Here is an 11,413-nt window from a genome sequence, read left to right as displayed (position 1 = left end):
GACGGCGGCGCCCCCCTGGCGGAGGGGGCGCCGCCGCCGTCCGGTCAGTAGGTGTAGCTCAGGCCCGACTTGTACGGGGTCAGCGTCCGCTGGCCCACCACACCGCGGTACGTGTACCAGCCCCACTTCTTGCACATCGTCTGGTAGCTCAGGGTGTTGTAGGCCCCCGACCCCACCCGGACGCGCGGGTAGATGACGTTGTCGCCCCAGTCCCCGGAAGCGGGGCCGCTGGAATAGGCGTCCACCCCCCAGTACACCCCGACGACGGAGCCGCCGGCCGGGCAGTTCCAGCTGCCGAAGTTGACCCAGACGTTCCCTCCCGTCCAGGCGCTGGCCGGAGCGGCGCTCAGGCCGACGACGCCGAGCGCCATCAGGGAACCCGTCAGCGCCGCACGGGACTTACGCAGCAGTGATCCACGCATGTGACCTCCCCGGTCACGGCCGGGCGCCTTCGCGCCCCCTGCCGTGCGCAGCAGGCTGCCACACGAATCACAGGATTGTCTGACTTTCGACTTGATTCCCGTGAAGTCGAACTATTGCCTGACATAAGGATGTTCGGAGGCTGGGCCGCCGGCCGTCGCCCATTCCGCTTCAGGCGGCCGCGGCCGTGGTGACCACCAGCGGCGGCCTCTCCCGTTCCGCCGCCCAGGGGCGGCCGCCCACCAGGCCCGGGTCCGCCGCCTCCCCCGCCTCCGCGACCGTCGGGCGGTGCTGGACCACGTCCCGGAAGCCGGCCCGCTCCAGCAGTCCGGGCAGGAGGCCGACGGGCCAGGCGTGGTTGCGGACCTCCTGCCAGGAACCGTCGGTCCGCCTCAGCCGTACGGTCAGCTCCTGGCCCGGCGCGTACACCGCGCCCGGCTCGCCGATCCGGAGGGAGGCGTACTCCGTACCGGTGCAGGCCGGGTCGGTGGCCAGCAGGACGAACGGGCCGCCGGGCCGCAGCAGTCGGCGGACCTCCCGGAACACGGCCAGCACCGCGTCCTGGTCCGGCAGCGAGGCGAGCACGTGGCTGCACATGACCGCGTCCGCGGCGCCGTCCGCCAGGCCGGCCACCCGGCCGTCCTCGACCAGGTGGTATTCGGCCGCTCCGGTGTCCGAGGCGCGGGCCAGGGCCAGCATCTCGGGCGAGGTGTCCACCCCCACCACCCGCGCCCCCAGCAGCCGGGCGGCGTACCCGGCGACCTTGCCGGGGCCGCATCCGTAGTCCACGAGGACCGCCCCGGCACCGATCCGCCGCCGGGCCAGGGCCCGGAAAACGAACGGGTAGCCGAGCAGCCAGTCCGTGGCCGCCTCCAGCGCGGCGAAGGCCCGCGCTCCCTCACGCCCGGACCAGGCGGCCGCCTCGGCGGCGCCCTGGTCCCCGGAATCCCGCTCCGAGTCGCTCACAGCCCCCACTATCGACCCGCGCCGGCCCCGGGGCGCTGCCGCGACACGGCCGGCGTCCGGCCGCCCGGGTCCCGCGGCCGCAGCGCGCCGGCGGCGAGGGCCGCGAAGGCGCAGCAGGCCACCGGGAGCAGCAGGGCCGGGCCGAGCGGTACGAGGCGGGTCAGCGGGCCGATCACCGCGGGGCCGGCGAGCATGCCGAGGTAGCCGAGGCCCGCGACCCGGGCGACGTTGGCCCCGGCGGCCTCCGGATCGGCGTGGCCGGCCGCGCTGAAGAGCTGCGGGACGCAGCCGGAGAGGCCGGCGCCGAAGAGGGTCCAGCCGGCGAGGGCGGCCGGGACGCCGGGCGCGGCCACGGCCAGGGCCAGGCCGGCCGCGGCGAGGGCGGCACCGTAGCGCAGGACCGCTACCGGTCCGGTGCGCGCCGCCACCCGGTCGGCGAGGAACCGCCCGGCGGTCATGGCGGTGGCGAAGGCCCCGTAGGCGAGGGCGGCGGTGGCGGCGGGTGCGCCGAGGGAGTCCTCCAGGTGGAGCGCGCTCCAGTCGTTCGCGACGCCCTCGCAGAGCATCAGCAGGAAGGCGAGTACGGCGAGCATCCGCACGCGCGGCCCGGCCCGGCGGGCGGTGCGCGCGGCCGGGGCGGGGGCCTGGGCGGGGTCCGGCGCGGGGTCCGGGTCCAGCAGGGCGGGGGCGGCGAGGAGCGCGAGGAGGAGGCCGCCGAGGGCGGTGGCCCCGAGGGTGGCGGCGGCCGGGAGGCCCGCGCCCAGGGCGGCGGCGCCGGCCAGGGCGGCGAGGGCGCCGCCGACGGAGAAGACGGCGTGGAACGCGGACATGACGGGGCGCCCGTAGCCGCGTTCCACCTGGACGGCGTGCGTGTTCATGCCGACGTCGAGGCAGCCGTTGCCGAAGCCGAGCAGCAGCAGTGCGGCGCCGAGCGCGGGCGCGTCGGCCGCCCAGGCGGGCGGTACGAGGGCGATGGCGCACAGGGCGGCGCCGGCGGGGACGGTCACCTGCGCACCGAAGCGGTCGGTGAGCGGTCCGGCCAGCCGCATGCCGGCGAAGGCGCCGGCCCCGAGGAGGAGCAGGAGCCAGCCGAGGAGGGCGTGGTCGGCGCCGGTGTGCTGCCGCACCACCGGGATGTGCACGATCCACATGCCCATGAGGAAGCCGTTGAGGGCGAAGTAGGCGAAGGTGGCCCGCCGCCCGTTCCGCAGGCGTGCGGACGGGGGCGGCCCTTGGAGTCCGGTTCCGGGACCGGGTGCGAGTGACTGCATGCAATCGAACATAACAAACACACTCCATGTTCGAAACTTGCCTTTCGAACATCACCGATGTTCAATTCGGGTATGAGTGCAGAACGCCTGAAGCAGATCACCGACGCCGTCCGCGCGAGCGGCAGCCGCAGTGTCACGGAGCTCGCGGAGCTCACCGGCGCCTCCGAGATGACCATCCGCCGCGACCTGGAGGCCCTCGCCGAACAGGGCGTGCTGGAGCGCTACCGGGGCGGGGCGCGGAGTCTGCTGCTGCGCGGGGAGGAGGTGCCCTTCCCGCTGCGCGCCCGCGACGGGCTGGAGGCCAAGCGGCGCATCGCCGCCGAGGTCGCGGCCCTGCTGGCGGACGGGGAATCGGTCGTCCTGGACAGCGGGACCACCTGCCTGGAGGTGGCCCGCGCCCTGCACCACCGCCGGCTCACCGTCATGCCGCTGTCCCTGCACGCCGCCAACGCCCTCGCCGACGCGCCCCGCATGACGCTGCTGCTGCCGGGCGGGGCGCCCCGCAAGGGCGAGCTCGCGCTCACCGGGCCGCTGACCGAGGCCTCCCTCGCCGCCCTGCGCTTCGACACCGCCGTGATCGGCTGCTGCGGCCTGAGCGCGGAGCACGGCCTGACCGCCTACGACCTGGCCGACGCCGCCGTCAAGCGCGCCGCGATCGCCTCCGCGCGCCGCGTCGTCGCCGTCACCGAGTCGGCGAAGCTCTCGCGCACGGCCCTCGCGCACGTACTGCCCGCCTCCGCGCTGCACGCCGTGATCACCGACGACGGGGCGCCGCAGGACGAGGCCGACGCCCTGGCCGCGGCCGGCGTCACCGTACGGACGGTGTGAGGCGATGCGGCGACGGTCCGGGCGGGCGACCATGAAGGGATGGACGAAGCGCCCCTGAACGGCGTCAGCGCCCCGGGCCGGGTGGCCGCCGAGGGCGAGGGCATCAGCGCCGAGGAACTCGCCCTCGCCGCCCGCAACCACGGGCTGCCGCTGGAGGCGCTGCGGTACGAGGTCACGCCGCCCGGGCTGCACTACGTACTGGTCCACTACGACATCCCCGACGCCGGCCCGGGCCCGGGCGCCGACGGCTGGCGGCTCGGCGTCGGCGGCCGGGTGCGGACCCCGCTCTCACTGGACCCGGCCGCCCTGCGGGCCCTGCCGGCCGTCACCCGCCGGGTCACGATGGAGTGCGCGGGCAACGGGCGGGCGCGGCTGACGCCCCGGCCGGTGAGCCAGCCGTGGCTGGTCGAGGCGGTGGGCACCGCCGACTGGACGGGGGTGCCGCTGCGGACCGTCCTCGCGGAGGCCGGGGTACTGCCGGAGGCGGTGGAGGCGGTGTTCACCGGCGCCGACCACGGGGTGGAGCGGGGCGTGGAACAGGACTACCGGCGCAGCCTGCCCCTGCCCGTCGCCACCGGCACGGACCCCGAGGTGCTGCTCGCGTACGCGATGAACGGCGCGCCCCTGCCGCCGCAGCACGGCTTCCCGCTGCGGCTGGTGGTGCCGGGCTGGTACGGCATGGCCCATGTGAAGTGGCTGCGGGACATCACCCTGGCCGACCGGCCCTTCACCGGCTTCCAGCAGGCCGTGGCCTACCGCTACCGGCGCACCGCCGAGGACCCCGGCGAGCCGGTGACCCGGATCGCGCCGAGGGCGCTGATGGTCCCGCCCGGCTTCCCCGACTTCATGTCCCGCGTCCGGGTGCTGCGGCCGGGGCCGGTGCGGCTGGAGGGGCGCGCCTGGTCGGGGTACGGGCCGGTGACCCGGGTCGAGGTGAGCGGCGACGGGGGCCGTACGTGGACGGACGCCGAGGTGGCGGCGCGGGAGCCGGGCGGCTGGGCGTGGCAGGCCTGGAGCGCCCCGTGGACGGCCGTCCCCGGCAGCCACACCCTCGCGGTCCGCGCCACGGACGCGGCGGGCCGGACCCAGCCCCTCGAACAGCCCTGGAACCGCGGGGGCTTCGGCAACAACCTGGTGCAGCGGGTACCGGTGGTGGTACTGCCGGGGGACGGCGGCCGGAGCGGCGGCTAGGACCTCACGACAGCGATCTCCCCCTATGCGGGTCGGAGAACGGGATCGACCACTGCCAGCCCCTCGTGCAGCCGGCGGGCCCCCAGGGCAACACGGTCGTCGGCGTCGCCCGACAACTCCTCGCAGAGCCGTAGCGCCTCGTCCAGGTCCTCCGAGCAGACGCTGAAGACATCGACGATCGCGGTGTGGATCCAATCGGCGTGACCGTCGTCGGCGACCGCCAGTGCGGACGCGACTACCGTCAGTCCGGCCCTGTCCTTTCGCCGAAGCAAGCCCTCTGCGGTCCGTCGGGTGACGAAGGTGTCACCAGGATCGAGCACAAGCGCCAGGAGCGGCTCCACGGCCTCCCGCATCTCGGCGAACCCGGCCAGGCCGTGACCGGCATCCGCCCGGTCACGCCAGTCATCGCTCCGCCCGAGTTCGCCGAGCGTCACGACGACCGCACGCCGCAGCTCACTGTCCACGGATCTGCCCACCCCTCCCAAGGTCCCGGTCGAAGTATCGCCGAGCCGCGTACCGGATGATCGTCCGGACAGGTCCAGGCCGTCGCGGTGTCCCGTCGGATCGGACCGTAACCGCCGCATGCCGGGAGCGCATTGCCTAAGCTGGGCGGGCAGTCGGGGTCATGGAGGGGGAACGATGCCGCAGGTGCTGACCTTGAGAGCAGAGGGCTCCGGCGACGAGCTGGCCTCCTTCGCGCAGTGGCTGCGAGACGAGCCGGACATCCACCGCCATGCGAGGATCGAGTGGGCGGCCGCCACCCCGGCCGACGGGGAGATGGGCGGCGCTCTCGATGTCGTCAAGCTGATCGTCGAATCCGGCTTCCAACTGGCCAACCTCGGTCTCGCCTATGCCGCCTGGCGCGCGACCCGGCCTGCCGCCACCCCGCAGATCACCGTGGAGCGCGACGGGGTGAGCATCACGATGACGGAGCATGACCCCGAGGCAGTGGCCAGGCTGGTCCGGGCACTTGGGGAATGAGCACGCTCCCGGACCCGGCCGCCTCTCGGGCCGTGCTGATCGGAACGAGCCGCTACGACAGCCCTGCCCTGGGCGACCTCCCGGCCGTCGCAGCCAATCTCGACGCACTGGCCGGGCTGCTCCAGGCTCCGAACGTGTGGGGCCTGTCAGCGGAGAACTGCACCGTCGTCGCGAACCCGGCCACCGCCGCAGAGGTGCTGGAGCCGATCGCGGCCGCCGCGGCCGAGGCCACCGACACGCTGCTCGTGTACTACGCCGGCCACGGACTGGTCGCGCGGACGCCACCGGAACTGCACCTGGCGCTGACCGCGTCCAAACCGAACGCGTCGTACACGGCCGTGCCTTACGGCCTGGTCCGCGAAGAACTCGTCGGCGTCCGGGCGCTGCGTCAGGTCGTCGTCCTCGACTGCTGCTACAGCGGCCGCGCTCTGGGCCGTATGACGGGGAACGACCCGGTGACGCTGGTGGCCGATGAGGCCGAGACCGAGGGTACGTACCTGATCGCCGCCGCGGCCGAGACCAAGGCCGCGATATCCGTTCCCGGCGAACCGCATACGGCCTTCACCGCGGAACTCCTGAACGTCCTCTCACGAGGCGTCCCGGGCAAGGGGCCGTACCTCGACCTCGACACGGTGTACCGGGAAGTCGAGTCGGCCCTGCGGGCCAAACAACGGCCCATGCCCCAGCGGAGGATCCGCAACACCGCGGACCGGGTCGCCTTCCGCAACCGTGCGCACCCCTCGCCGGCCGAACCCGCCGACGACGGCCCCGGCGCAGCGGCCGTTGCCGTCCCCCGCCTCCGGTCGAGAGCCGCCTTGACCGCCGGCCTCTGTGTCCTCCTCGGCGTCGGGGTGCTCGGCGCCCTCCAGAGCGGGCTCTTCACAGGGGGCGGCAAGGCGTTGAAAGCCCCCACGCCGTCGCCCACCCCGTCGACAACGCCGTCGCCCAGTCCCGCGGCGAGCCGCACGCCCGAGGACAAGCCGCCTGCCCCAGAGGCGAGGCCGTGCAAGGGCAAAGACCTCCAGCTCTCCCTCCTCAGCAAGAAGTACGAGTACAAGCCGGATGAGCAACCCGAGTTGAACCTGACCGCGATGAACCGCGGCAGCACCCCCTGCACCCTGGACTTCCGGCTCACCCCCGTCGTCATCAACATCAACACTGTGAGCGACGCCCAAGTAGCGTCGAACGACTGCCAGACCGCAAGGGCGGATCCCTCCTACGAACGACGCATCGAAGCCAAAACGACCGCAACGCTCACGTTCCGATGGAACCCGGACAGCAGGGCGATCGAACCGTGTTCGGCCCCACCCGGCCGACGGGCACCGGCCGGAACCTACCTCGCCACGGCGGAATTCCCCGGAGTGCAAACCGCGAGAACGTCGTTCGAACTCCTCGTTTCCTAGGGCGCGCCCGGGACCCGGGTCACGGGAACAGGCGGGCCATGCCCACCGACGCGGGGGCGGTCTCGGCGAAGCCGTACTTCGCGTAGAGGTGCCGGGCGTCGCCGTCGGCGATCAGGGACACGTACGTGCCCTGCGGCGCGCGCCGTTCCAGCTCGGCGGAGAGGTCCGCCATGATCTGCTTGCCGAGGCCCTGGCCCTGGTGCTCGGGGAGCACGCAGATGTCGACGATCTGCAGGAAGCAGCCTCCGTCGCCGACGATCCGGCCCATGCCGACGGTTTCGCCGCCGTGCCGGACCGTGACGCAGTACCAGGAGTTCGGCAGGCCGATGGCGGAGCCCTCGACGCTCTTGGCGCCGAGCCCGGTCTCGCCGCGCAGCCGGCGGTAGGTGGCGACGTCGGGAACGCCGGGGTGGATCTCGTAGGCGCCGTTCGCCGTGCCGGAGGTCATGTGTGTCCTGTCCGTGAGGGGTGGGAGGGGTCGGGGCCGGTGGTTCAGGCGGGCCGGGCGTCTTCGAGGAGCTCGGGGCCGTTGTTGCGCACGTTGTTGACCGCCGTGTTCACCGCGCGGGCCGTCAGGCGGCCTCCGGCGGGGGTGGCGAGGAGGGCGCGCAGGGCGTCGGGGTCCTGGTGCCCGGGGTCGAGCCAGGCGTCGTAGTCGGCCGGGGCGAGGGCCAGGGGCATCCGGGGGTGGACGCGGCCGGCGGCGTCGGTGGCCTCGGTGGTGATCACGGTGCAGGTCGCCCACCAGGCGGCCGGGTCGTCCGCGTCGGTGACGGCGGGGTCGCGCCAGAACTCGTACAGGCCCGCCATCGCCATCACCGTGCCGTCCTCGGGGCTGATGAACCAGGGCTGCTTGTACGCCTTCGCGGACCCGGCGGCGGGGACGGCCTCCCATTCGTAGAAGCCGTCGGCGGGCAACAGGCAGCGGCGCTTGGCGAAGGCCCGGCGGTAGGCGGGCTTCTCCCCCACCGTCTCGACCCTGGCGTTGATCATCCTGGCCGCGCCGCCCGGTCCCTTCGACCAGGACGGCACCAGCCCCCACCGCAGTGCCCGCAGCTGCCGTTCCAGGACCCCGCTGTCCCGGTCGGCGCGCTCCAGCACCGCCCACACCGGATCCGTCGGGGCGACGTTCCAGCTGGGCGGCAGCACCAGGTCGGGGGCGGGACCGGGGACCTGGAAGAGCCCCGACAGGTCCTCGGGGCCGCGGGTGGAGACGTATCGGCCGCACATGCTCTCCAGCCTGCCACGCGGTCGGGCCCCGGGGCGCCTCCCGGGGCCCGGTGTGTCAGGTGTACAGGTCGTTCTGGCCGTACTGCGGGCCGTAGTAGCGCTCCAGCTCCTCCAGCGACTTCTCGGGCTTCTCCAGCGCCTTGGAGATGCTCGCCCGGGAGGGCGCGGCCTCGGGGTCCCAGGTGTCCGTCTGCCACAGGCCCGAGCGCAGGAAGGCGCGGGAGCAGTGGAAGTAGATCTCCTCGGTCTCCACGACGAGGGCGAGCGCGGGCCGGTGGCCCTTGACGGTCATCGTGTCGAAGAAGGGGGCGTCGCGCAGCAGCCGGGCCCGGCCGTTGACGCGGAGGGTGTCGCCCCGGCCGGGGACCAGGAAGAGCAGCCCGACGTGCGGGTTGGCGAGGATGTTGCGGTAGCTGTCCGCGCGGCGGTTGCCGGGGCGGTCGGGGATCACGAGGGTGGTGTCGTCGAGGACCTTGGCGAAGCCGGGCGGGTCGCCCTTCGGGGAGACGTCGCAGCTTCCGTCGGCGGCGGAGGTGCCGATCAGGCAGAGCGGGGAACGGGCGATCCACTGCCGGTGGTGTTCGTGCAGGGAACGCCGCCCCTTGCGGGCTGCCACGGGCGCCACCGGCCCGAGGAGTTCGCGCAGTTCTGCCTCGGAGGTGATCTCCACTGCTCCGGTCCGTTCCATCGTCGGTCTCCCCCTGGTCGGATCCCGGGGGTGACGGCCCACCCCCGGCGCGACGGTCTCGTGATCACTCTACGGACCCCGGTGGCGGGGCTGGTGACGGGGGCTCAGACGGTGCCGTCCTTGAGGGAGCGGCCGAACTGCTCGTCCAGGACGGACAGCCGGCGCCAGTACTCGTCCTCGTCGATCTCGCCGGAGGCGAAGCGGCGTCCGAGGACCGCGAGCGGCGAGTGCGCCCCTTGGACGGCTCCCCGGTCGGACTGCCGGGGACCGGGGCGGCCCCCGCGCCAGACGGTGCGGCGCAGCACGGTGACGACCGTGAGCACGACCGCCGCCCAGATCAGGGGGAGGAAGAGGATCCACGGGCCGGGCCCGTCGAAGGCGAGGGTGGTGGGGGTGGTGAGGGTGTCCATCTCGGTTCAGCTCCTCGGAGGGTGGGCTTCTCGTTGCTGCTCCGAGCCTGGCTCCGGGAGGGGTTCCGGGTCGTCGTACGGCCGGCTGCTCCGCGGGTACTCCCGTGGGAGCAGCCCGGGCGGGGTGCGGGGTTCAGCCGAGCCAGCCGGGGCGTACCAGGCCGCTCTCGTAGGCGAGGACGACGAGCTGGGCGCGGTCGCGGGCGCCGAGTTTGACCATCGTCCGGCTGACGTGCGTCTTCGCGGTGAGGGGGCTGACGACCAGGCGGCGGGCGATCTCCTCGTTGGACAGGCCCGTGCCGACCAGGGCCATGACCTCGCGCTCGCGGTCGGTGAGCCGCTCCAGACCCTCGGCGGGGGCCGGGCGGCGGGAGCGGGCGGCGAACTCCGCGATCAGGCGGCGGGTGACCCCGGGCGAGAGCAGCGCGTCCCCCGCGACCACGGCCCGTACCGCGCGCAGCAGTTCCTCCGGTTCGGTGTCCTTGACCAGGAAGCCGGAGGCTCCGGCGCGGATCGCCTCGAAGACGTACTCGTCGAGCTCGAAGGTGGTCAGCATGACCACCCGGACGTCGGCCAGCTGCTGGTCGGCGCTGATCGCGCGGGTGGCGGCGAGGCCGTCGAGGAGCGGCATGCGGATGTCCATCAGGACGACGTCGGGGCGCAGTTCGCGGGCGAGGCGGACGGCCTGCGCCCCGTCGGCGGCCTCGCCGGCCACCTCGATGTCGGGCTGTGCGGCGAGGAGGGCGCGGAAGCCGGCCCGTACGAGGAGCTGGTCGTCGGCGAGCAGGACGCGGATCACGGGGCCTCCCGGGGCGGGGCGGGCTCCGCCGGGTCGGCGGGGCGCAGCGGGAGGGTGGCGGTCACCCGGAAGCCGCCGTCGGGGCGCGGGCCCGCCTCGATGGTGCCGCCGAGCGCGGCGGCCCGCTCGCGCATTCCGGCGAGGCCGTTGCCGCTGCCGCCGGCGGGGCCGCCGGTGGCCGGGCCGTCGTCGTCGACGCGCAGTTCGAGGGCGTCGGGCCGCCAGCGCAGCCGGATGCGGGCGGTGCGCGAACCGGAGTGCCGTACGACGTTGGTGAGGGCCTCCTGGAGGATGCGGAAGGCGGCCAGGTCGGCGCCGGGCGGCAGGCCCCGGGCCCGTCCTTCGGCGGCGGTGTCCACGGTGAGCCCGGTGGCGGCCGCCTGTTCGACGAGCTCGGGGAGGCGGTCGAGGCCCGGGGCGGGGGCGCGGGGGGCCGCGCCGGGGGTGCGCAGGGTGTCGAGGACCTGGCGGACCTCGCCGAGGGCTTCCCTGCCCGCCGCCTTGATGGTGGTGAGCGCGGCACGGGCCTGCTCGGGGTCGCTGTCGAGGAGGGCGAGCCCCACGCCCGCCTGGACGTTGATGACGGAGATGCTGTGGGCCAGTACGTCGTGCAGTTCGCGGGCCATGCGCAGCCGTTCCTCGTCGGCCCGGCGCCGGGCGGCGGCCGTCCGCTCGGCCCGTTCGCGGGCCCACTGCTCGCGGCGGGCCCGGACCAGTTCGCAGACGGCGAGCACCGCGAGCACCCAGGCGGTGGCGCCCAGCTCCCGGGTCCAGGGGGCCGGGCCGTCACCGGCGGGCGGCAGCCACCGGTAGAGCCAGTGGCCGATGAGCAGGTGCCCGGTCCAGAGCAGGGCGGCCGCTCCCCAGGCCGCTCTGCTCCGCCCGGCCACCACGGCCGCCAGGCAGGCCACGGCCAGGCTCGCGAAGACGGGGCCGTACGGGAAGCCGGCCCCGATGTAGACCAGGGTGACGGCGCTGACCCCGTAGACCACGGCCACCGGATGCCGGTGCCGCACCACGAGCAGGGCGGGCCCGAGCAGCAGCAGGATCCGCGCGGCCCAGTCCAGCTCCACCCGCCCGCTCTGCACCTGCGCGGCCCAGCCGGAGCCGACCTGCTGGACGACGGCGACGAGCAGCGCGGACCGCCAGGCCGGTCCCCGCCCGGTCCGCTCCACCCAGTGCCGCCACCGCCACGGGGGGTCCGGGCGTCCGCTCAGCGTTTCCAT

At 74.4% G+C, this 11,413-nt stretch carries 14 protein-coding genes; 4 read left to right on the top strand and 10 right to left on the bottom strand.

What is annotated here, in order from left to right:
• Positions 1–44: 44 nt before the first annotated feature.
• From ACQKM2_RS26465 to ACQKM2_RS26455, 3 genes are all read right to left on the bottom strand, one after another.
• Entirely contained in the window at positions 45–422 is a 378-nt protein-coding gene (locus tag ACQKM2_RS26465; protein WP_427714023.1) for a hypothetical protein, read from the bottom strand.
• Positions 423–591: 169 nt separating this feature from the next.
• On the bottom strand, positions 592–1,386 hold the full coding sequence (locus ACQKM2_RS26460; protein ID WP_427714021.1) for a class I SAM-dependent methyltransferase: 795 nt from the start codon (positions 1,384–1,386) through the stop codon (positions 592–594).
• 8 nt (positions 1,387–1,394) lie between these two features.
• Positions 1,395–2,657: an MFS transporter gene (locus ACQKM2_RS26455; protein WP_427714018.1), complete on the bottom strand. Its 1,263-nt coding sequence runs from the start codon at positions 2,655–2,657 to the stop codon at positions 1,395–1,397.
• Between the two features lie 72 nt (positions 2,658–2,729).
• On the opposite strand from ACQKM2_RS26455, the gene ACQKM2_RS26450 reads away from it, so the two are divergent.
• Both ACQKM2_RS26450 and ACQKM2_RS26445 read left to right on the top strand, forming a co-directional pair.
• Complete coding sequence (locus tag ACQKM2_RS26450) at positions 2,730–3,485, top strand: DeoR/GlpR family DNA-binding transcription regulator (RefSeq protein ID WP_427714016.1); 756 nt, start codon at positions 2,730–2,732, stop codon at positions 3,483–3,485.
• A 39-nt stretch (positions 3,486–3,524) separates the two neighbouring features.
• Positions 3,525–4,676 carry a sulfite oxidase gene (locus ACQKM2_RS26445; protein ID WP_427714014.1) on the top strand — a complete coding sequence of 384 codons (1,152 nt, stop codon included), beginning with the start codon at positions 3,525–3,527 and terminating at the stop codon, positions 4,674–4,676.
• Between the two features lie 23 nt (positions 4,677–4,699).
• Here ACQKM2_RS26445 and ACQKM2_RS26440 read toward each other — a convergent pair whose 3' ends face one another.
• Positions 4,700–5,140, bottom strand: a complete 441-nt coding sequence (locus ACQKM2_RS26440; RefSeq protein WP_427714011.1) for a hypothetical protein — start codon at positions 5,138–5,140, stop codon at positions 4,700–4,702.
• 175 nt (positions 5,141–5,315) lie between these two features.
• Here ACQKM2_RS26440 and ACQKM2_RS26435 point away from each other — a divergent pair, with 175 nt between their 5' ends.
• Both ACQKM2_RS26435 and ACQKM2_RS26430 read left to right on the top strand, forming a co-directional pair.
• The gene (locus ACQKM2_RS26435) at positions 5,316–5,657 is read left to right on the top strand and encodes an effector-associated constant component EACC1 (RefSeq protein ID WP_427714008.1); all 342 of its coding nucleotides are present in this window, start codon (positions 5,316–5,318) and stop codon (positions 5,655–5,657) included.
• A complete protein-coding gene (locus tag ACQKM2_RS26430; protein ID WP_427714006.1) occupies positions 5,654–7,060 on the top strand; it encodes a caspase family protein in 1,407 nt (468 codons plus the stop codon). Before ACQKM2_RS26435 ends, ACQKM2_RS26430 begins: the two co-directional genes overlap by 4 nt.
• A 19-nt stretch (positions 7,061–7,079) precedes the next feature.
• On the opposite strand, the gene ACQKM2_RS26425 is transcribed toward ACQKM2_RS26430, so the two are convergent.
• The 6 genes from ACQKM2_RS26425 to ACQKM2_RS26400 all read right to left on the bottom strand — a co-directional run bounded on the left by ACQKM2_RS26425 (position 7,080) and on the right by ACQKM2_RS26400 (position 11,413).
• Complete coding sequence (locus ACQKM2_RS26425) at positions 7,080–7,508, bottom strand: GNAT family N-acetyltransferase (protein ID WP_427714003.1); 429 nt, start codon at positions 7,506–7,508, stop codon at positions 7,080–7,082.
• 44 nt (positions 7,509–7,552) lie between these two features.
• Positions 7,553–8,290 (bottom strand): SOS response-associated peptidase, encoded by a 738-nt coding sequence (locus tag ACQKM2_RS26420; RefSeq protein ID WP_427714001.1) that lies wholly within the window; start codon positions 8,288–8,290, stop codon positions 7,553–7,555.
• Between the two features lie 55 nt (positions 8,291–8,345).
• Positions 8,346–8,978 (bottom strand): pyridoxamine 5'-phosphate oxidase family protein, encoded by a 633-nt coding sequence (locus ACQKM2_RS26415; protein WP_427713999.1) that lies wholly within the window; start codon positions 8,976–8,978, stop codon positions 8,346–8,348.
• Positions 8,979–9,082: 104 nt separating this feature from the next.
• Positions 9,083–9,388 carry an SHOCT domain-containing protein gene (locus ACQKM2_RS26410; RefSeq protein ID WP_427713996.1) on the bottom strand — a complete coding sequence of 102 codons (306 nt, stop codon included), beginning with the start codon at positions 9,386–9,388 and terminating at the stop codon, positions 9,083–9,085.
• A gap of 133 nt (positions 9,389–9,521) precedes the next feature.
• Complete coding sequence (locus ACQKM2_RS26405) at positions 9,522–10,187, bottom strand: response regulator (RefSeq protein ID WP_427713995.1); 666 nt, start codon at positions 10,185–10,187, stop codon at positions 9,522–9,524.
• Positions 10,184–11,413, bottom strand: a complete 1,230-nt coding sequence (locus tag ACQKM2_RS26400) for a sensor histidine kinase (protein WP_427713993.1) — start codon at positions 11,411–11,413, stop codon at positions 10,184–10,186. The genes ACQKM2_RS26405 and ACQKM2_RS26400 overlap by 4 nt, the downstream gene beginning before the upstream one ends.

It is taken from the genome of Streptomyces sp. NPDC004126 (assembly GCF_050275515.1).
Lineage (GTDB): Bacteria > Actinomycetota > Actinomycetes > Streptomycetales > Streptomycetaceae > Streptomyces.
This window is presented reverse-complemented; position numbering and strand designations above follow the sequence as displayed.

Bases quoted from the DNA above. Each gene is read 5' to 3' on its own strand.
- ACQKM2_RS26400 (WP_427713993.1), bottom strand. From the start codon at position 11,413: ATGGAAACGCTGAGCGGACGCCCGGACCCCCCGTGGCGGTGGCGGCAC.
- ACQKM2_RS26435 (WP_427714008.1), top strand. From the start codon at position 5,316: ATGCCGCAGGTGCTGACCTTGAGAGCAGAGGGCTCCGGCGACGAGCTG.
- ACQKM2_RS26450 (WP_427714016.1), top strand. From the start codon at position 2,730: ATGAGTGCAGAACGCCTGAAGCAGATCACCGACGCCGTCCGCGCGAGC.
- ACQKM2_RS26430 (WP_427714006.1), top strand. From the start codon at position 5,654: ATGAGCACGCTCCCGGACCCGGCCGCCTCTCGGGCCGTGCTGATCGGA.
- ACQKM2_RS26420 (WP_427714001.1), bottom strand. From the start codon at position 8,290: ATGTGCGGCCGATACGTCTCCACCCGCGGCCCCGAGGACCTGTCGGGG.
- ACQKM2_RS26455 (WP_427714018.1), bottom strand. From the start codon at position 2,657: ATGCAGTCACTCGCACCCGGTCCCGGAACCGGACTCCAAGGGCCGCCC.
- ACQKM2_RS26415 (WP_427713999.1), bottom strand. From the start codon at position 8,978: ATGGAACGGACCGGAGCAGTGGAGATCACCTCCGAGGCAGAACTGCGC.
- ACQKM2_RS26465 (WP_427714023.1), bottom strand. From the start codon at position 422: ATGCGTGGATCACTGCTGCGTAAGTCCCGTGCGGCGCTGACGGGTTCC.
- ACQKM2_RS26410 (WP_427713996.1), bottom strand. From the start codon at position 9,388: ATGGACACCCTCACCACCCCCACCACCCTCGCCTTCGACGGGCCCGGC.
- ACQKM2_RS26445 (WP_427714014.1), top strand. From the start codon at position 3,525: ATGGACGAAGCGCCCCTGAACGGCGTCAGCGCCCCGGGCCGGGTGGCC.
- ACQKM2_RS26425 (WP_427714003.1), bottom strand. From the start codon at position 7,508: ATGACCTCCGGCACGGCGAACGGCGCCTACGAGATCCACCCCGGCGTT.